This is a genomic window from Bradyrhizobium sp. T-1 (assembly GCF_053592855.1).
Genome location: NZ_JBSGOX010000002.1, coordinates 698,981 through 718,400, shown reverse-complemented (window position 1 = coordinate 718,400; position 19,420 = coordinate 698,981). Strand labels below are relative to the sequence as shown.

Below are 19,420 nucleotides of genomic sequence, written 5' to 3'. Positions count from 1 at the left end.
GCATCCGCACATCGATGGACATCTGCACAATAGGTCATCACAGCGTAAGCAGGCAAGCCGGCCTACTCGATCAGCAGGTTGATAGAGCCGATCACCCGTGTTGAGGAAGCCTCAGCAACGAGAGTTCTTGTCTCGACGAATTAACGACGTCGATGTTGCGGTTAAGTTGCGTTGAGAGGATCTTCTCAAATGCTTCTTCCTCCTCATCCTTCCCGTTCCGCCATCAGCTGTGTGTGTCAACGAGCGAGTAGCTGGTGCTTCTGCCCCCGGCGGCATCTTTCTTAAGGATGCCATGTTCGATCAATTCCTCAATGTCCCTTGCCGCCGTCGCCTGGGAGACCTTCGTTAGCTTTGCCCACTTTGAGGACGTTAGCTTGCCCTCAAATCCATCGAACAGGCAATTAAGCACAGTTCGTTGACGTTCATTGAGCTGGCGAGCCGCATGACGATCCCAGAAGTCCGCTTTCTGGAGAATTCTCCCGAGAATGGCATCCGCGTTGTCAAAGGCGCGATCTAAGCAATCCAGGAACCACGCCATCCAATCGGTGATGTCGAGGTTTCCTTTCTGGATCCGCTCGAGAATTGAGTAGTAGTCGTTCCGCTCGCGCCGAATCTGCGCGGACATACTGTAAAACCTTTGCGGGCTCCGCTCTGATCTTGCCAGCGCAAGGTCAGCGATCGCACGCGCAATACGACCGTTGCCGTCTTCAAATGGATGGATGGTCACGAACCAAAGATGAGCGAGAGCGGCCTTCAACACGGGATCGATGCTAACGATATTACGGTTAAACCACTCCAAGAAGGTCTGCATCTGCGCATCGAGACGCTCGGCCGATGGAGCTTCATAGTGTACGCGCTCGCGACCCATCGGGCCCGAGACAACTTGCATGGGTCCAGTCTCGACCGTCCGCCACGCGCCGACGACTATCTTGGTCATACCGCTGCGCCCAGTGGGGAAGAGCGCGGCATGCCAGCCGAAGAGGCGTTCGGCAGTTAGCTCCTCGGCATAGTGTTCGGTGGCGTCGAGGATCATCTCGACCACGCCTTCGACGTACCGGTCGGCAGGGATAAGGCCCCCAATGTCCATACCAAGATGACGAGCGATGGAGGACCGAACCTGCGCATGATCGAGGATCTCACCCTCGATCTCACTCGACTTCACCACTTCTTCAGTGAGGGTCTGAAGAGTAGCCTCAGTTTTGAGGGGGAATCCGAGCCGCTCCATCCGGCCGAGCAGGCGGCCCTGCTTATGACGGACCGCCGCCAATCGGTCTGCAATCCGCTGCATATCCCAAGTGAATGTGGGCCAAGCAGGCAGTTCATGAATGTAGGCCATAATCTCATCATCTCTTGCAGAGATTATGCAAGCTAATCATTGCGCTGACAAGCTATTCTCTGCAACAAATGATGAGAAAATTGCCATAATCTCAGCAAGAGAATTCGGGGACCTGCGTAATGAGAGTCCGGAGAAGATAACCGTCTCGGGCGGGCGGTAATCGCTTCGAAGGGTTGGATCACACTTCGCCAGCGCCGGAGAAGAGCACCGTCGGCGGCGTTGCGCGGGGCGGCGGGAGGGACCGAACGCCTGGCGATCCCGGTCTGCTCTTCAGATCGTAACGCTGGGCGAGGTCGAGAAGCCGCCGCTTGGTGAATGGGTCGGCTTTCTCTGCTAGATCGCGCGCCCGCTGCGCAAAGCCACTATAGAACTCTTCCACGACGCCCCCCCGCAACATCACTGATAACCCGAATATCATTGCCGGATGCGCGTTCCGTCAAGGGCCTGCTGATGCGTCGGACGGATTTAAAGGATCTGCTTGAGCTCACGGCGCCAGAGAAACTAAGCTCACAGCGGAGGTGTAGCGCGGCAATCTGGGTAGGAAGCGCCTTCCATCCTGATCGCCGCGCGACACGGGGGGAAATCCGATCACAAGGCTCTACGCAAGCCGAAACCCTGTGCCCGACCTGCGGCAAGCCGATGACGGCCGTGCCTGACGACGAGGCGCCCGGCCGGCCGGGCTACGTCTGCCTCGCCTGCGGAGGCGATCCCCTGCACGATCCAGCTGCGCGGAAGTGGGCGGATAGCCCGCTGTGGCCGCCGTCCAAATAGCGCAACAACGAAACCGTCCCCGAGAGCTGGAGCCGACGGTCCTCTCATCTCGTCCAAATGCTTCGTCGTCGACTGCATTTCCAGCCTTGGTTTCATCAAACGAGCTGGCGGTGCTGTAGCAGCCGACGCCACCTCTAGGACGCAAATAAGGGCGCAGAAATATCAAATCAACGGCGGCGTTTCGCGTTGCCTTCGAGAGATGAACAAAGTTGTGATCGGACGCGTCTGTTGGTCAACGCTCGCCTCACATCACGAATCTCCAAGTGCATCCTCAAGGATGGCTTTCAATCGCGCAGCTCCCTTTGCCAGCTCGCCATCAAGATCTGATTTGACGGCAGCGGCATACTCCGCTCCGAGCTCAATGGGATGACCAGCGTCGTTCTGCTCCGGCGCACCTTGAGGCAGAAGCTGATAGGCCCTTATCCCGAGCGCATGGGTGTCATTGGCCCAAGCAGCGATGCGTGCCTCATCATAGGGAGCGGGCTCAACCGCCGGCAACGATGCACCGTCGATTGCGTCCGCATAGCTTCCCCACGAATAGGCCTGAAGGTCGATCAGAGAATCATCCCACATGCTGTGAAACGTCGATGCGCGCGTGTATGACGTTCCATCCGAGCGTTTGGCACGCAATATGACGTGCAACTTGTTACCACCCTGGTCGCCATCCCGTTCACTTGCGTGAAGCGGTTGCTCAAGATCACCCGCAAGATGAACCACCAGCTTGAGCGCACGCAGCCTGTCGTCCTTACTGCGCGAAGTGTCCTTTAACACCGCAATCGCCTCAGGCAGGCCCCGCACGATGCAAGTGCCCTGATTGTTTGCCTCATTGCAGTCCAGCGCGGAATCATAAGTGGCGCGGGCGACATCGATGTCGACGAAGTGCCAGCGATACGTGTTCTTCCCTTCTGCCGTGAACTTGTAGTCGTCAGCCCAGTTCGAGATCGACGCCAACGAGGTCTCTCCGATCAGGTCCTTGAGCTTGGTCGTGGCAGCCGGGGTGAGATGTCGCTGCGCGAGCTCAGCAATCACGGAATGCCCGAGCTGTCCCCACGCGAGCGCAGTCGACGTGCTGCCCGCCAGGATGGTAATGCAGGCGGGAAGTAGAACTCTAAGCTTTGTCACGGCAACCTCCAAAAAACGCATCGCATGTCAAACAGATGGTTGTGTCGGCTCTCGCCGCATCTCGCGGGCACGGCGGAACGTTTCCGCGGATTGGGCTGTCTCAACGCTTCCGATAGCGCTGCTCACCGCGCTCTGCCCTCGACCGGCGCCGGCGGATAGTTCTTCGAATCTGACTGACGAGATAAACGCCCCAAATGATCAGCATCTTGCCAACGCATTCCTTGCTCCCGCCAAGCCTTAAGGTACGTTGACAGGCGGCATGGCTTCCGTCGGACGCAACGCGACACTCTCACGCTGGTGTCCGCGCACGGCCAAGATAATTGCAAAGATGGCAAGGACAATCAGAGACCCACGCATGTCGAAAGGATACTCCCGAACTCTTATCGCAATTATGAAGCCGCTCACATCTACCTGGACGGAGGTTCTGGACCATCTTGTACGGCCAACGTCCAAGCAGCTTAAGTCGTATGCCAAGCCTTAAACGAGGCCTGCTGCTGCAACACGCCTCAGTCGTCTCGAGCAGTGTCCAAAAAATGCATTTTCAACGCGCAATAGCCGAAAAAGTGCGAGCAAGCGGGCTAACAACAGCCGCTCCAAACCTGCTCTGATTCGAAGCTGGCAGAGACAGCTGAGGCACTCATGCGCGAACATGATCTCATCTCAGGAAGCTTCCTGGGCCTGACTGGAGCGGGATTTGTCCTCCTGTGCGCAAGCCTGTTTGCATTCACCTTTTTATAGAGAACCGCTAGATCGGAGCCGGCGCGGATCAAGCCACAGTTACTTTGATGTTTCGGTCTGGGCAGAGACGTGCGCTGGCCTTCTGCTCTTCGACTTCTAATTGCAATGATTTTGTTTGAAGGCGCCGTCAGGCGGAGTCTTGATGCTCCCGACCAAGAGAGGAACCCGATTCGTCCGTTTTGAACATGAACATCGGATGACCCTCCTGGCAGCGGACGGGCGATGGTGGCGCAACTGTATACTAATCGAGGCGTCCGAAACTGGCGCCCGCGTTCTTATCGACGGATCGCCAGACGTGCTGCGATCACGGCATTTTTTCTTGCTGCTTTCAACGACTGGCTTGGCGTTTCGGCGCTGCGAATTGGTCAGGCTGGACGGTTCTGAGGCGGACATTCTGTTCAAAACCGGCAACGCACCTTGCTGAAGAGACGACGTGCGCACGGCCCGACTGGTTTTCCACCCTCACGCAATGGCCCGCACGGCGCCCGAGAACAGGCTGGCCGGGCGGCTCAAACCGTAGTGATCGCGCAGACTGCTGCCCGCATAATCACGGCGGAAGAGGCCGCGCTTGCGCAAGATCGGCACGACCTGTTCGGCGAACAGGTCGAACCCGCCCGGCAGCCACGGAGGCATGACGTTGAAACCGTCGGCTGCGCCGTTCTCGAACCAGGTCTGGATGTTGTCGGCGATCTTTTCCGGGGGGCCGGCGATGACCCAATGCCCGCGCGCACCGGCGAGGCGCTGCACCAGCTGGCGGATCGTGGGCTTTTCGCGATCGATGATGTCGACGATCAGCTTGAAGCGGCTGGCAACGCCATGCGCACCGTCGGTATCGATCAGGTGACGTGGGAAGGGGCCATCGAGATCAAAGCCGGCGAGGTCGAGCCCGGTCATCTGGCGGAGCTGGGCGAGCGAGAACTCCGGCTGGATCAGCGCGTTGAACTCGTCCTGAAGCCGGTCGGCCTCCGCTTGTGTGCTGGCGATGAACGGCGAGATGCCGGGCAGGATCTTGATCTGGTCAGGGCTGCGATCGAACGCACGCGCCTGCCGTTTGATGTCGGCATAGAACTCCTGCGCGCTCGCCAACGTCTGGTGCGCCGTGAAGATGGCCTCGGCAAAGCGCGCTGCGAAGGCGCGTCCGTCCTCGGAAGAGCCGGCCTGGACATAGACGGGCCGGCCCTGCGGCGTCCGTGAGACGTTGAGCGGGCCGCGCACGCGGAAGTATTTCCCTATATGGTCGATCGCGTGGATCTTGCTGGTATCAGCGAAAATGCCGGAGACGGGGTCATTGACGAGCGCATCGTCCTCCCAGCTGTCCCATAGCGCGGTGACGACATCGAGATATTCGCGCGCCCGCTCGTACCGCTCGTGATGCGGAGGATGCTCAGGCAGGCCGAAGTTCTGCGCTGCCTGTGGCGAGCTTGTCGTCACGATGTTCCATCCTGCACGCCCGCGGCTGAGGTGATCGAGCGACGCGAACAGCCGAGCGAGATTGTAGGGTTCGGTGTAGGTGGTTGAAGCGGTCGCGATCAGGCCGATGTGCGTGGTAGCCGACGCGATCGCGGCGAGAAGCGTGATCGGCTCGAGCCGGAAGCGCTGCGCGTAGCGGACGTTATCCGAGAGCACCGGCCCGTCGGCGAAGAAGACCGCGTCGAACTTGTGCGCTTCGGCGCGTTGCGCCAGTTCCTGATAGTAGGTGACGTCGAGAATGCGGTCCGTCGTCGAGGCCTTGTGCCGCCACGCGGCCTCGTGATGACCGTCCGGATAGATGAAGAAGTTGAGGGAAAGCTGGCGTTTGCTCATCATCTGGCTCGCAATGGTTGGTTATCTCCGGATCGCGGCGTCACCGCGCGCGTTGCAGTTGACTCTATGTCGATGCTCGCAAAGCTGTCGATGTAATGAATTTGCGTTGTTGTCGGCGAAGCGAGCATGAACGATACGAGCGCGTCGCTAGCGGGAGATGAGTGCGTTCGTGCTGGTGATCAAGGCAAATGAACCGCGTCGTTTCGTGCGTCCGTTGGCTCGATTTTGCTCGTCTTCGCGCATGTGAGGCGCTCGCATGGGCCGTCATGATCGCAAATCTTTCCGTGCTCGCCGTCCCAACGAAGCGATCATTGCGCGGCGCCGAAAACAACGCTGGTTTCGTTTCATTGACTGGAGCGCCATCGCTTTTACCATCGGCAACGTCCAAGCGAGGTCGTTCACCATGCGGCAATCCGATCCAAACATCGTTCGCAATGTGGCCCGGCTAATGGTGCTGTGCGCATCGCTTCGCACTGCGGCGATGGCGGAGAGCTGTACCGCCGGGATCCGCCTGCTGCCGACTGTCTAGCCGCCGACGTGATCCCCTAGGGCCAACCAGGAAACCACCCGTCACTGTCCGCCGCCGCCGGCATGACCGGCGTATGGCGGAGCTTTGTCCACGAATTCAATGAGAGATACGATCATGAGCAACCCGATCACCATCGACAACGTCATTCCGCGCGCCGATATCGTCAAACGTGCGGCCCGGCTCGGTGCCGAAATCCGGAACGTCAAATTATCAGGCGATTTGTCCGACGACGTCATTCGCGCCATCAATCATGTGCTGCTGGAGCACAAGGTCACCTTCTTCCGCAACCAGGGGCATCTCGACGATGCCGAGCAGGAGCGCTTTGCTATCAGGCTCGGTAAGCTCGTGCCGCATCCGACGGTCGGTGCGACCAAGGGCACTTCATCGATCCTGGAGCTCGATTCAGGTCGTGGCGGCGGTCGTGCAGACCAGTGGCACACGGACGTCACCTTCGTCGATGCCTATCCGAAAATCTCGGTGCTGCGTGGCGTTGTGATCCCGCCATACGGCGGCGATACCGTGTGGTCGAACACGGCGGCGGCCTATCTCGACCTGCCGGCGCCGCTGCGCAAGCTTGCCGACGAGCTCTGGGCGGTCCACAGCAACGCTTACGACTACGCGGTGAAGACGCCCGCGAGCGAAGCGGATCGCAAGCATTTCGACGAGGTTTTTACCGGCACGATCTATGAGACGGAGCATCCGGTCGTGCGGGTTCATCCCGAAACCGGCGAACGCACCCTGGTGCTCGGCAACTTCGTGCAGCGCTTCGTCGGCTTGCCGAAATATGATGGCCAGAAGCTGTTCGAGCTTTTCCAGTCCCACATCACCGCGCCCGAGAACACCGTACGCTGGACCTGGCAGGCCGGTGACCTCGCGATCTGGGACAACCGGGCAACCCAGCACTACGCCGTCAACGATTATGGCGATCAGCACCGCGTCGTCCGCCGCGCCACCATCGATGGGGAAGTGCCTGTCAGCGTCGACGGTCGTCACAGCGTGACGCGCGTCAAGGCGCCGAAGGCGCAGGCGCCCAAGGCCGCTTGATCTCCAACACTTGACCGGGTTTGACACATGAACTCTCTGTTTCAATTTTTTCAAGCGCGGCATCGTGCTGCACGGAGCGCCGCACGGCGGCTGCTTGTCAGCGCGCTGGCATTGGGCCTTGCCGCTCCCGCCTTCGCCGAGCCGCCGCTCGACAAGAGCGAGATCCGGTATCAGGGCTGGGCGGGGCAGGTGACCTTCATCGAGCTCGCCGACGACCTCGGCTATCTGGCGCCCCTGAAGCTGAAATGGGTCGGCAACACCATCAGCGGCCCACAGGACATCCAGACCGTGGTGACCGGGGATATCGACATCGGCGGGGCTTTCTACGGCGCGATCCTCAAGCTGATCGCGGCAAAGGCGCCCATCAAGGCCGTGGTCGGCTATTACGGCTCGGACGCCAACACCTATAACGGCTACTTCGTCAGGGACGACAGCCCAATCAAGACCGCGCGCGACCTGATCGGCAAGAAGGTCGCCGTCAATACGCTCGGTGCCCATCTGGAATTTGTGCTCCGCGAATATCTCGCCCGCAACGGCTTGACATCAGCGGAAGCCAAGCAGGTGACGCTGGTCGCGATCCCGCCGGTCAGCGGTGAACAGGCCTTACGCCAGGGCCAGGTCGAAGTGAGCACCCTTAGCGGCGTGCTGCGCGACAAGGCACTGGAGCGTGGCGGCATCCACTCGCTGTTCAACGACACCGGTCTGTTCGGCAATTTCACCGGCGGCTCCTACGTCCTGCGCGACAAGTTCATCAAGGACAATCCGGAGGCCTCACGCAAGCTGATCGAGGGCATTTCGCGCGCCATCGCTTGGGCGCAGTCGACGCCGCCCGAGGAGGTGCGCGCGCGCTTCGGGCGCATCATCGCGGAGCGCAAACGTAATGAGGACGCGACGCCGATCAAATACTGGAAGAGCACGGGCGTCGCGAGCAAAGGCGGGGTGATCTCGGATGCCGAGATCCAGGTGTGGATCGACTGGCTGGAGAAGGACGGTCTGTTCAAGCCGGGCCAGGTCAAGGCCTCCGAGACCTACACCAACGCCTTCAACTATTTCCGTCCCGGCAAGACGGCGGAGGCCCAGTGACCCAAGCGAGCCCGATCAAAATCAGCTTCGAACACGTCCGCAAGGAATTCGTGACGCGCGGCGAGGGAGGCGGCCCGTTGGGCCGTTTCACCGCCCTCGAGGACATCACGCTCGATGTTCGCACTGGTGAGTTCCTGGCCCTGGTCGGTCCCAGCGGCTGCGGGAAATCGACCCTGCTCGATCTGTTGGGTGGGCTGACGACGCCGACCAGCGGCCGCATCCTGCTCGACGGGCGGCAGATCAAAGGGCCCGGCCGCGACCGCGGCATCGTGTTCCAGCAATACGCGCTGTTTCCCTGGCGCACCGCCCTGGAGAATGTCGAGTTCGGGCTCGACATCGCCGGGCTGAAGGCCGCGCAGCGACGCGAGATCGCGCGGCATTTCCTCGACCTCGTTGGCCTGTCCGGATTTGCCAGCCGCTATCCGCACGAGCTCTCCGGCGGCATGAAGCAGCGCGTCGCGATTGCCCGCAGTCTTGCTTACGATCCCGAGGTGCTGCTGATGGACGAGCCGTTTGCCGCGTTGGATGCCCAGACGCGCGAGACGCTCCAGACCGAGCTGCTGCGGATCTGGCGCGCCACCGGCAAGACCATCGTCTTTATCACCCATGGCATAGACGAGGCCGTAGCGCTTGGCCAACGCGTGGCCGTGATGACCTCGCGCCCGGGCCGGATCAAGCAAATCTTCGACATTCCGGCCTCGCTGCGCAGCGAAGATGAGGACGTGCGTTCGCTGCCGGAGTTCGGTCAGGTCAGGCACGAGATATGGAGCCTGCTCCGGGAAGAGGTGCAGAAGGCGCAGCAGGGACAATCGAGCCGCCCCGCCGATGTCCGTCGCGGCAACAGTGACGTGAAGGAGATCGCGCATGTCTAGCCTTGAAACGCTGACGCTGCTGGAGCTCGCGCATGGGCGTCCGAACGCGTTGTCAGGCGGAGATCGCGCATCCCCACGGATCGCCGGCCGGCTTCATGCTGCCCTGCGCGCGCTCGGCGCATTGGGGCATCGCTCGCTGCTGCTCATCGTGCTGCTGTCGGTGTGGGAGGTTGCCCCGCGACTTGGGGTGGTCGATCCGGTATTCCTGCCGCCGTTCTCCGAGGTGATTGCCGCCGGCTGGCAGCTCGCACAGAGCGGCGAGCTCTATGACGACGTGTCAGCAAGCCTGCTGCGTGCCTTGAGCGGGTTTCTGATCTCGGTTGCCTTGATCGTTCCGCTTGGCCTTCTCGTCGGCTGGTACGCGCGGCTCGGCAATCTCCTGAACCAGTTCATCGAAATCTGCCGTAACACCGCGCCGCTGGCGCTGCTGCCGGTCTTCATCCTGCTGCTCGGCATCGGCGAGATGTCGAAGATCACGATGGTAATCTACAGTTGCGCCTGGCCGCTGCTGCTCAACACGATCGCCGCCGTCAAGCAGGTCGATCCGCTCCTGATCAAGTCGGCGCGCACCATGGGCGCGAGCCCGCAGCAATTGTTCCGCAAGGTCATTCTTCCGGCAGCGCTTCCGACCATCTTCGTCGGCATTCGCCTCGCCAGCGCCTCTGCCATGCTGGTGCTGGTCGCCTCCGAGATGGTCGGGGCGAAGGCGGGGCTCGGCTATCTCATCATCAACAGCCAGTACAGCTTCCTGATCCCGCAGATGTATTTCGGCATCCTGGGCATCACTGTGATCGGGCTGGCGTTCAACGCTGTGCTCGAGGTGATCGAGCGGCGCTTCATGCGCTGGAAGGCGCCGGTTTCGGCGTGAGCGCGCCAATTGTAATGGTTCGAACTTGGGGACGTGTTCAATGACCAACCAAATCCATCGCGCCGAGCGTAGGTCCGCACCTTCAGGATCGGTCGAATATGATGCAGACGTGCTGGTGCTGGGTGGCGGGCCCGCGGGCACCTGGGCAGCGGTAAGCGCGGCCGAACGCGGCGCGCGTGTTGTTCTCGCCGATAAGGGCTTTTGCGGCACCTCGGGCTCGACCGCGGCGGCGGGAACCGGCGTCTGGTACGTCGATCCCACGCCGACTGACCGCGAGGCGTCGATGGCGAGCCGCGAGAAGCTCGGCGGATATCTTCAGGACCGCCGCTGGATGGTCCGCACGCTCGATCTCACTTTTCAGCAGAGCAATCGCCTCGCCGAATGGGGCTATCCCTATCCCGTGGATGACCACGGCAAGTCGCAGCGCAACTCGCTGCAAGGCCCCGAATATATGCGCTTGATGCGCAAGCGGACCAAGCAGGCCGGCGTCACCGTCCTCGATCACAGCCCGGCGCTGGAATTATTGCTCGACGAGGCCGGGGCGGTTGCGGGCGCGAGCGGCCTGCGTCGCCAGAAGCAGGATCGCTGGACCGTGCGCGCCAAAGCGGTGGTGATTGCGACCGGCGGCTGTGCGTTTCTGAGCAAGACGCTAGGTTCGAACGTGCTCACCGGTGACGGCTATCTCATGGCCGCCGAAGCCGGCGCCGAATTCAGCAGCATGGAGTTTTCCAATCCCTACGCGATCTCGCCGGCGTTCGGCTCGGTCACCAAGACGCTGTTCTATGGCTGGGCCAACTTCACCTATGAAGACGGCAGCTGGTGCTGCATCCAAAGGCGGTCGTTCCGCGATTGCCCGAGCCCTGCTTCGGGGGGCCGGTCTATGCGCGGCTCGACAAGGCCGACGCGGACGTCCAGCTGCACATGCGGGCCTCGCAACCGAATTTCTTCCTGCCCTTCGACCGCACCGGAATCGATCCGTTCAAGGATCGTTTTCCGGTTACGCTGCGACTGGAAGGCACCGTGCGTGGCACCGGCGGCCTTCGCATCGTCGACGAGACCTGCGCAACCACCGTCCCCGGGCTCTATGCCGCCGGAGATGCGGCGACGCGCGAATTGATCTGCGGTGGCTTCACCGGCGGCGGCAGCCACAACGCCGCCTGGGCGATGACGTCGGGGACGCTGGCCGGGCAGGGCGCCGCGGACTACGCGCGGCAAGCCGCTGACGGTCGAGAGCTGTCCTCGGCTGGAACGGTCGGCCTCCGGAGCCGGTCGCGGCGCGCATTCGAGCCGGCCGCGCTGGCGCGAGCCGTCCAGGACGAGGTCTTCCCCTATGAGCTGAATTATTTCCGCGAGGCCTCACGGCTCGGTGGTGCGCTGGCGCGCCTCGATGCCGCCTGGCGCGATGTCTCGGAAGCAGGCGCTGCCGGCGCGGCCGAATTGCTCCGCACGCGTGAAAGCGCGGCGATGCTGGCCACAGCGCGATGGATGTACCGCAGCGCACTGGCGCGTCAGGAAAGCCGCGGCATGCATCGTCGTGACGATTTCCCCGAGCAGGACCATCGGCAGCGCCACTACCTGACATCGGGCGGCCTTGACGAAGTCTGGACCGCCGTCCGGCCCCATGCCGAGGCGGCTTACGCGGAGGCTGCGGAATGATCGAGGTCATCGATAGCGAGCGCTGCACCTCTTGCGACATTTGTGTCGCGGTATGTCCGACCAACGTATTCGACAAAACGGACGGGCTTCCGGTGATCGCGCGGCAGAGCGATTGCCAGACCTGCTTCCTCTGCGAGCTCTATTGTCCTGAGGACGCGCTCTACGTCTCCCCTTTTGCCGATGAGACAGAGCGGGTCGATCTTGTCACCGTCAAGGAGGCCGGGGTGATGGGCAGCTATCGCCGTGCCGTCGGCTGGACCGACGAGACGAGCAATCGGCGCAACGCTGATCGCAGCTACCTCCTCTTTGTGCATTGAGGACAGTGCATGCATTCGCTCCCGCTCCGCCATCAATGCGACTAACGTTGCGGCGTAGGTGCGTAACGCGATGGAGGCAACTTCGCTGGGATCGACGCATAGATCTGATAGAAACCGTCAATGACGGTCTACTCGCAACTCAAGAATTTCATATCCAGCGCCGGGCGAGGCTCGCCTGACCCCACAGTCCGCGCGCAGGGACTTCATCGAATTCAAATAACCAGTGGGAAGGAAGCGTCTCTCACTCTATTCTGTCAGAAACCCCGGCTATTCAAGCCTTAGAGCTCCTTGTAGATCGGGATCGTCTCGGTATGTGCATCGATGACTTCGATGACTTGTCGTTGCAGCGGGAGTTCTGTCTTGCGCTCCTTCCAAAGTTTCTTGAAGCGCTGCACCGTTTCCGCAGCCGTTTCGAGCGCAAGCGTCTCCGACATCTTCGCCTTGGCAGCCAGATGCGCCAGCTCGTCCTTTGAGAATTCGGCCATCTTCTTCGTGCGCGAATAGTTCAACGCCATCTTGTCGTCCGGGATGTACGCAATAGTCGAGAGCAGATCGTAGGCGGGCGACAGGACGGGTGTCCGCCCATCAGGGTAGATCAATGACCAGTTCTTCAGGTGCATGTCGGCGTTGCCGATCAGTGTGCTGAATACGAGTCGTCGGACGAACTCGGCGAGGTCGGCCTCACCAGTCTCAATGCCGAGGACACGCGCGATGCTTCGGTAATTCGCCTTGTCGTATTTTTCATCCGGAAAGACGCCGAATACCTGAGCGAAATCCTCCATGTGGACCGGAGCATCAGCCGTGCGGTCGAACCGCTTCACGGCAAACGCCCGCCCCTCGAGTTCGCCGATTCCGTCCGGAAGACCTTTGATTGCCTCGACGTCGATCAGTTGAAGCTCGGGCACATCCATGCCGATGTCCTTCGCCAGGGTCATCATGGAGTATTCGTTCTCAGGCACGCCGATATACTGATGTGACGGTAGCTTGACGATCCATGAACCGCCGACACCTTCGACCGGAATAGTGAGTCCGCCCTTCTTGGGATCATTCTTGAGCGCGGAGAACTTCAGCTGCACGCCCGCAAGCGAGAAGCGCATCATGTTCTGCCGTTTATCGGGCGTAAGATTCTCCTCGACCTGGGGGGGCAGCGCGTCTCCATCGGCCGGGTGGACCGACAGGGCACCCGGAAGGTCTCGGCCCAGCATCCACAGGAGGAAGAACTCGCGCCGTTCCTTCACGCCCGCCCGTTCCGCAAGATAGCGACGAAGCGGCCCTTCCGGCAGAAGATTGGAGAAGAATGGCGCGAGAACTTGTTGATACGGTTTGAACGAGGTGAGCAGATTCCCGAACGAGTCCTTGAAAGACAGGCTCAAGGTGGAACGGTGGGCGTCATCGATGTAGGTCTGATTGAAGGCGAGCAGCGAACGATCGCCCTGCACGAGTGTGAGAGTCGCGATCGGGGTATCGTGCAGGTGGACATTTAGAACGGATACGTCAGGCATCGTCGTCCTCATCGTCGAGAGCGTAGGCGGGGCGAGGGGCTTCTTCGGGATGAGCGACCCTGTTGCGTACACCCTGTAACGCGCCTGCAGAATCTTCCAGCAGAGCCCTGGGTATAGGTTCGACGCTATAGGGACGCAGGCTCTCGACGATATCTGAGACAAGTGCCAGGTCGGTTTTTGAAAGATGGACCTGTTTCAGAAAGCGAAAATATTCGGCGATGCGGTCGAGGGTGGCTGAACTGCCATAGCGTTTCCTTTGACCAGAGACGATGCGTTCGGCCTTGCTGAAGACATCCGACGATCCTTGTTCGGACGAGAATTCGGCAGCGTTTGATCGCAGTAAGCCCTCTATCGCGGGAAGAAGTTTCTTCGGCACAAGGACGAGCTCCAGGTCGAGCGCCCGCGCCATCTGCATGAAGCTCGACAGGCCCGGTTCGAGGCGACTGGTCTCGATTTGCGAGATGTGCGCCTGGGTCATACCCGCGCGGGCCGCCAGCGCGCGTTGGCTCATGCCCGCCTTTGCGCGCTGAGCGGAGGCGGCTTTGATGAGCTCTTCACTTTGGTAAGTCACAATATATTATCCTGATCAAATAAGTCATTCGATCTGTATTATATATCGAAACGCCGACATGTCTCAAGCTGACCGATCAGTATTGTTATCAAGCAGCCATCATGATAAGTAAAATTATCGATGAAGCGCGGACGAATTTCGCTTGCGCGCGGCCTTCGCCGGGCCGGCTCTTGACTAGGCCGCCCGGCCCAGGCCCTGCGGCGTTCCCGCCCGCGCAAGAAACTGCGAAAAACCTAGCTGCCTAGACGATCATCGCTGCCATAGCCGAGAGGCGAACGGATCCATCGTGGACCGATAACGAAAGAGACTTTGAGAGCCTCAGATCCATCAACCCGCTTTGCAAAGGCCGGAACTCATAAACACGAGGGAATTGCTTCCTTGCGAACCAAAATAAAGCCTCAGCGATCGCGGTGTGTTATGGTTTTTTGCAACAACCCAAAATATAACTAGCAAAATTAGCCTCTTAGTTTGGGTTCCATGAAGCGTAGCGATCTCAGCCGCACCATCCGGGAAACCCTAAAACGGCTTCCGCCACCCTACGATTCCCACTACGGGATCGTTCCACCGGCACCTCCAGAGGACGGCGTATTCGCCCCCGGTGCAGCGAAAGCCCTGGAAGCGGCACAAGCGGCATTCGGGACGGTCAACGCCATCCTTACCAGGCGCGAGGCGGTCAGTTCCTCGTCGATCGAAGGCACCCAGAGCACTCTCGACGAACTGCTTTCCGTCGAAGAGACGGGCGATGACGGCGCCCGCAACGAGGCACGCCAGGTCTGCAGCTACGCCGTCGCCCTCGATAGGTTTGTCCCGCGGGCCACCGAGCTTGGCTACGGCGTCTTCACTATTGATCGATCAAGGATCTCCATCGCGCGTGATGAAGGACGACCCGGATTATCAGGACGATCCCGGCGACTTCCGAACGCGCGTAGTCTGGATCGGCGGGAACAAAGACATCGCATATTCAAGTATAAATCCTCCACCCCCACCCGACGTGCCAGATTGCCTCGCTCAGGCGGTCGACTACCTCCGGAACGAGGGCATGCAGCAGATGACTCAAGGGTTCATCACGCGCATGGCCATTGCGCACGCCCATTTCGAAGCGGTACACCCCTTTCGCGCCGGCAACGGTCGCGTGGGTCGTCTCCTCCTCCCGCTCATGATGGCGGCGGAGAAGCGTGTACCGCTGTACCTTTCTCCCTACATCGAAAGCAAGAAGGGCACGTACTACGCATCCCTCAAGAACGCCCAGCAGCGGCTCGACTGGGAGCCGATCATCACGTTCATGGCCGACGCCGTGACCGCCACCGTTGAAGAGCTCATCCGCACCCGGCAGGCGCTGTCGGAGTTGTCCGAACGCTGGAGGGGTCGCCGGAAATTCCGTAAGGGTTTCTGCGGCTCTTCGGGCGCTGGACGAGCTTCACAACTATCCGGTCGTGACGGCGAAACGGCTCCGCGAACTTCTCGACATCTCTACCGCCCAGATCAACCAGGGCATCGCGCAGCTGGAAGAGGTGGGCATCCTACGGGAGCGGACCGGCTACGCGCGCAACCGCGTACGCCGCCTCGGAGGCGCTTGCCATCATCAACCGCCCGTTCGGCGAAGAGCCGGTTCTCGCAAACGTCAGTCCCGAGGTCGGTCCTGACAAGATCTCGGTCGGCCCCAAGGGGCCATAGAGCGAATTCCGGAAGATGGCTGCGGCTCAGAATCGAAGAGGCGCTCCGGCTGCTTCATCGAAATAAATCCGTTCTCTTATGCCGGTATTGGCGGATGAAAAATTTAGAACTGGCAAATTTGGAACTATGGGCAGGCAAACTATGCCGCGAGAGCTAAGCGGATCGTCCAGGTGGTCCACGGCCATGGATGCTCGCGTCATGTTCAACCGCGGCCTTCTTCGCATCCGTCGCAACTGGCCGACCACTGTCCACGCCGCCGGCCTTTATTCGGTATTGGCTATCCGTTGAGCCTACGGCTGGCCGTCTGACAACGAAATCGGCCCCCGCAACCGAATTGCTGCCGGAGCCGGAATTCACCTCGTCCAAATGCTTTCGCCATCAAACTGCAATCCCACGCCTCGTTCCATCGAACGTGGCTCACGGTGCTGTCGACGCAGATCAAGGCGCGCAGGCTCGGAGTGCCGAGGAGTCCGGGGGTGCAACGTAACAGTGCCGGGGACCACGCTCGTGCCGATCGGCAGAATTCAACCTGCGTCTCGGCATGTCGCTTTGAACAGCGTCAACATCGCATCGGCCCACATAGCGGTGCCCATTCCGCAATGCGTCCGTCTGATCGTATTGCGGTCTTTTTCGAATGAACTCAGAGCCTTGATTTAGGCTGCTTCTCCTATGAGTCTCTTCGCGGCCTGAGTTAGGAGGCCCGATCTCGTAAAGCCGTGCGCTTCAGCATATTTGTCGATCTGATTCAGAACGTCCTCAGGAAGGGTGACATTCACACGTATAGCCTTTGGTTGTTCGGGTTTGACCGACACCAAAATAGCTACCCCAGTTCGATGATCAGGATCTGCCATAACATCCTCTAGAGTAGAGGGCTCCGGAATGGCTTCTCCATCTTCAGCAAGACCCTCGATATGAAGGGTGAGGGCTTCCTCTGCCATAGCACGAGCGTCATCAAGGCTTTTGCCTGCCGTGATCACTCCGGGGAAGTCTGGAAATGAGACGCCGAAATCGCTGTCGGCATCCTTATGGATAAGACCAATATAGTTACGCATGGCGCTTACCTCAGTTTGAGACCTGACTGCTTTTCAATACTCTTCAGTGTCCCGAGTGGGACATCCCGTTCGGGGTGCGGAACAATTACGCGACCCTTCTTGAATGGATGTTTGAACTGCACATGGCTGCCTTTCCGGCCCACCTCAAACCATCCATCCCCTTGAAGGATCGAGATAATTTCCCGGCTTTTCATAGTGTGTATTTATACACACTATGTGTAGACTGTCAACCCAATGGTAACCGGTATGAGCTCCCACGTCTGCAGTGATCAGCCTGTGCGAGCGTAGCGGGTCGGCATCCAGTACTGACGCATGGCCTCGACGACGTCCGGAATGTCGGCATGGGCGTTGCGCAGGAATTCCTCGGTCTCGCGGCCTTTCCTTGGTGGTCCAAGCAGTGGACGCCCTTGATCGTCGACGCAATGCAGCAGGATGGGCAGGAGCAAGCCGTGGTGTATGTTGCTGACGTCGAGCAGTGGGCCCCAGGCTGATAGTCGCAACCGCATGGCGGCATGGAATCCCTGACACCACGGCCGCGCATCAACGTCGCCATTCGGCTTGCGGCCATGGACCGGTGCGAACCGATGTGGTGCGGTGGAAAGAACATTACTGATGTCGTTGTGGCGCAGCGCGACGGCCGAAATCGCGGCGAACTCCGGCGTGCCGCCATGGTTGAATGCGTCGGCGTCGATGGCGAGCAGCGGACAGATCCAGTCGAGCGGACTCATCGACACCGGCCCGGCCACGATCGCGGCGACATAGCCGTCGAGCATGGGAAGACTGGTGGCGACGGGATGCTGCTCGGCACGAGCCTGTAGCCAAGGCTCAAGTTCGTCGAGCGGCATCGCGGCTGCCGCCATCGATGATGAAGATGATGAACGGCGGCGGCGGGTCATGCGGCCACCCGTGCGCTGAGCTCGCGGGTCGCCTTCCAGTTCCAGGGGAGAAGTTCGTGCAGCTGGTGGCTCTTGGTCTGACCGGAGACGATGCGCTCCAGCACATCGGCCAGATAGGCCTGCGGATCGAGTTCGTGGAGCTTTGCCGTATTGACCAGCGACGCAAGGATTGCCCAGCTCTCGGCGCCGCCCTCGCTGCCGCTGAACAATGAGTTACGGCGCCCCATCGCAATCGGGCGCATTGAACGCTCGACGGTGTTGCTGTCGACCTCGACGCGGCCATCGCGGAGAAATAGCGTCAGTCCGTCCCAGTGATTGAGCGTATAGTTGATGGCCTCCACTAGCTTCGATTGGGAGAACAGGTGGTCGAGCATCGAGGTCAGTCGCGCCTTCAGCACCTCCATCAGCGGTGCGGACCTGGTGCGGCGGGCGGCAAGCCGCTGTTCGGCGCTCAAGCCACGGATCTCGGCCTCGATGGCGTAGACCGCTTGCAGGCGCTCGATCACTTCGTGAGCGAACGGCGACTGCATCGTCTTGTACACCTCGACGAATTTGCGTCGGGCATGCGCGAGACAAAAAGCCAGCTGGATCGCCCCGCCTTGACCGCGGGCAAGCGCTTTGTAGGCGGCATAGCCATCCACCTGCAGAATGCCGGAGAAGCCGGCCAATTGCCCGGCGATCTCCTCGGTGCCGCGGCCATCCGCAAACACATAGGCGACCGCCGGCGGCGATGGGCCACCCCATGGGCGATCATCCATCGCATGCGCCCAGAACTGGCAGATACGAGTGCGATGTCGTCCGGGATCGAGCACCGGCATCGGCGTCTCGTCGCAGAACAGCCGCGGCGAAGCCTGGATCGTCCGCAGCTGAAGCTCATAAAGACTCTTAAGCCACCATGCCGCACGCTTCACCCAGCCGGCGAGCGTCGCGCGGTCGAGATGAAGGCCCTGACCGGCCAGGATCTGCACCTGGCGGTACAGCGGCAGATACCAGGCGAACTTCGAGATCACCACGTGAGCCACGAGTGCCGTCGATGCCATGCCGCTGTCGATCAGACGCGGCAGCACCTTCGCCTGCACCACGCCGTCGGTGCAGCCGCGGCAGGCGTATTTGGGACGAATCGTGCGCAGTACCCGCAGGATCGCCGGGATCACGTCCAGTACCTCGCTCACATCCTCGCCGATCCGGTGCAGAAGGCCCTGGCAGCACGGGCACGCTGTCGTGTCTGGCTCGAGCACCTGCTCGCAGCGAGGCAAATGCTTGGGTAGCGCGCCGATGTTGCGCCTCGCCTTCTTGCGCGGCTTCCCAGCCGGCTTCGTCGCAGGCAAATCGTCGTTGGCTGGCGCAGGTGATGTGACGCCAGTCGCGAGATCGTCCAGTTCGAGCGCGAGCTGCTCGGCCACGATCGCCGCCAGCCGCTCTGAGCGCTTGCCGAAGATCATCTCCTTCAGCGTCTGCATCGCCACACGTAGCTTCTCGTTCTCGGCGTCAAGCGCGAGCACCATCTCGGCCAGAGCCGCTGCATCGGTCGGAAGAGCTTCGGGACGAATCGCCATGATCGAACGATATATCCGCCCATCACAGGC

The 19,420-nt window shown here is 60.7% G+C and carries 17 protein-coding genes and 2 pseudogenes; 9 read left to right on the top strand and 10 right to left on the bottom strand.

The window, feature by feature from the left end:
• Positions 1–223: 223 nt before the first annotated feature.
• The 4 genes from ACWAT4_RS42785 to ACWAT4_RS42770 form a co-directional block, all read right to left on the bottom strand.
• Complete coding sequence (locus tag ACWAT4_RS42785; RefSeq protein ID WP_128929943.1) at positions 224–1,336, bottom strand: Fic family protein; 1,113 nt, start codon at positions 1,334–1,336, stop codon at positions 224–226.
• A 178-nt stretch (positions 1,337–1,514) separates the two neighbouring features.
• A complete protein-coding gene (locus ACWAT4_RS42780) occupies positions 1,515–1,715 on the bottom strand; it encodes a hypothetical protein (RefSeq protein ID WP_128929944.1) in 201 nt (66 codons plus the stop codon).
• Between the two features lie 641 nt (positions 1,716–2,356).
• Positions 2,357–3,229, bottom strand: a complete 873-nt coding sequence (locus ACWAT4_RS42775) for a S1/P1 nuclease (RefSeq protein WP_164934264.1) — start codon at positions 3,227–3,229, stop codon at positions 2,357–2,359.
• A 1,200-nt stretch (positions 3,230–4,429) separates the two neighbouring features.
• Positions 4,430–5,773 (bottom strand): LLM class flavin-dependent oxidoreductase, encoded by a 1,344-nt coding sequence (locus ACWAT4_RS42770; protein ID WP_128929947.1) that lies wholly within the window; start codon positions 5,771–5,773, stop codon positions 4,430–4,432.
• Positions 5,774–6,026: 253 nt separating this feature from the next.
• On the opposite strand from ACWAT4_RS42770, the gene ACWAT4_RS42765 reads away from it, so the two are divergent.
• From ACWAT4_RS42765 to ACWAT4_RS42735, 7 genes and pseudogenes are all read left to right on the top strand, one after another.
• Complete coding sequence (locus ACWAT4_RS42765; RefSeq protein WP_128929948.1) at positions 6,027–6,299, top strand: hypothetical protein; 273 nt, start codon at positions 6,027–6,029, stop codon at positions 6,297–6,299.
• 114 nt (positions 6,300–6,413) lie between these two features.
• On the top strand, positions 6,414–7,343 hold the full coding sequence (locus ACWAT4_RS42760; RefSeq protein WP_128929949.1) for a TauD/TfdA dioxygenase family protein: 930 nt from the start codon (positions 6,414–6,416) through the stop codon (positions 7,341–7,343).
• 27 nt (positions 7,344–7,370) lie between these two features.
• Positions 7,371–8,426, top strand: coding sequence for an ABC transporter substrate-binding protein (locus tag ACWAT4_RS42755; protein ID WP_128929950.1), 1,056 nt, complete (start codon positions 7,371–7,373; stop codon positions 8,424–8,426).
• A complete protein-coding gene (locus tag ACWAT4_RS42750) occupies positions 8,423–9,298 on the top strand; it encodes an ABC transporter ATP-binding protein (RefSeq protein ID WP_206733218.1) in 876 nt (291 codons plus the stop codon). The genes ACWAT4_RS42755 and ACWAT4_RS42750 overlap by 4 nt, the downstream gene beginning before the upstream one ends.
• A complete protein-coding gene (locus tag ACWAT4_RS42745; RefSeq protein ID WP_128929951.1) occupies positions 9,291–10,166 on the top strand; it encodes an ABC transporter permease in 876 nt (291 codons plus the stop codon). The genes ACWAT4_RS42750 and ACWAT4_RS42745 overlap by 8 nt, the downstream gene beginning before the upstream one ends.
• 40 nt (positions 10,167–10,206) lie before the next feature.
• Positions 10,207–11,822: pseudogene (locus ACWAT4_RS42740) on the top strand (FAD-dependent oxidoreductase).
• Positions 11,819–12,139: a 4Fe-4S dicluster domain-containing protein gene (locus ACWAT4_RS42735; RefSeq protein WP_128929952.1), complete on the top strand. Its 321-nt coding sequence runs from the start codon at positions 11,819–11,821 to the stop codon at positions 12,137–12,139. The pseudogene ACWAT4_RS42740 and the gene ACWAT4_RS42735 overlap by 4 nt, the downstream one beginning before the upstream one ends.
• Before the next feature lie 278 nt (positions 12,140–12,417).
• On the opposite strand, the gene ACWAT4_RS42730 is transcribed toward ACWAT4_RS42735, so the two are convergent.
• Entirely contained in the window at positions 12,418–13,641 is a 1,224-nt protein-coding gene (locus tag ACWAT4_RS42730; RefSeq protein ID WP_128929953.1) for a type II toxin-antitoxin system HipA family toxin, read from the bottom strand.
• Entirely contained in the window at positions 13,634–14,152 is a 519-nt protein-coding gene (locus ACWAT4_RS42725) for a helix-turn-helix domain-containing protein (RefSeq protein WP_249798546.1), read from the bottom strand. Before ACWAT4_RS42725 ends, ACWAT4_RS42730 begins: the two co-directional genes overlap by 8 nt.
• Positions 14,153–14,689: 537 nt before the next feature.
• Between ACWAT4_RS42725 and ACWAT4_RS42720 the strand changes: the two are divergent.
• Positions 14,690–14,950 (top strand): annotated as a pseudogene (locus ACWAT4_RS42720) (Fic/DOC family N-terminal domain-containing protein); the annotation flags it as partial.
• A gap of 4 nt (positions 14,951–14,954) precedes the next feature.
• Positions 14,955–16,043, top strand: a complete 1,089-nt coding sequence (locus tag ACWAT4_RS42715; RefSeq protein WP_308421745.1) for a Fic family protein — start codon at positions 14,955–14,957, stop codon at positions 16,041–16,043.
• Positions 16,044–16,539: 496 nt separating this feature from the next.
• Here the strand turns inward: ACWAT4_RS42715 and ACWAT4_RS42710 are convergent, their stop codons facing one another.
• The 4 genes from ACWAT4_RS42710 to tnpC form a co-directional block, all read right to left on the bottom strand.
• Positions 16,540–16,938: a type II toxin-antitoxin system HicB family antitoxin gene (locus ACWAT4_RS42710; protein ID WP_128929955.1), complete on the bottom strand. Its 399-nt coding sequence runs from the start codon at positions 16,936–16,938 to the stop codon at positions 16,540–16,542.
• Between the two features lie 5 nt (positions 16,939–16,943).
• Positions 16,944–17,132 carry a type II toxin-antitoxin system HicA family toxin gene (locus ACWAT4_RS42705; RefSeq protein WP_128929956.1) on the bottom strand — a complete coding sequence of 63 codons (189 nt, stop codon included), beginning with the start codon at positions 17,130–17,132 and terminating at the stop codon, positions 16,944–16,946.
• Positions 17,133–17,207: 75 nt separating this feature from the next.
• On the bottom strand, positions 17,208–17,834 hold the full coding sequence (locus tag ACWAT4_RS42700) for a UPF0149 family protein (RefSeq protein WP_232995571.1): 627 nt from the start codon (positions 17,832–17,834) through the stop codon (positions 17,208–17,210).
• Complete coding sequence (gene tnpC, locus ACWAT4_RS42695) at positions 17,831–19,390, bottom strand: IS66 family transposase (protein WP_128929539.1); 1,560 nt, start codon at positions 19,388–19,390, stop codon at positions 17,831–17,833. The genes ACWAT4_RS42700 and tnpC overlap by 4 nt, the downstream gene beginning before the upstream one ends.
• Between the last annotated feature and the right edge of the window lie 30 nt (positions 19,391–19,420).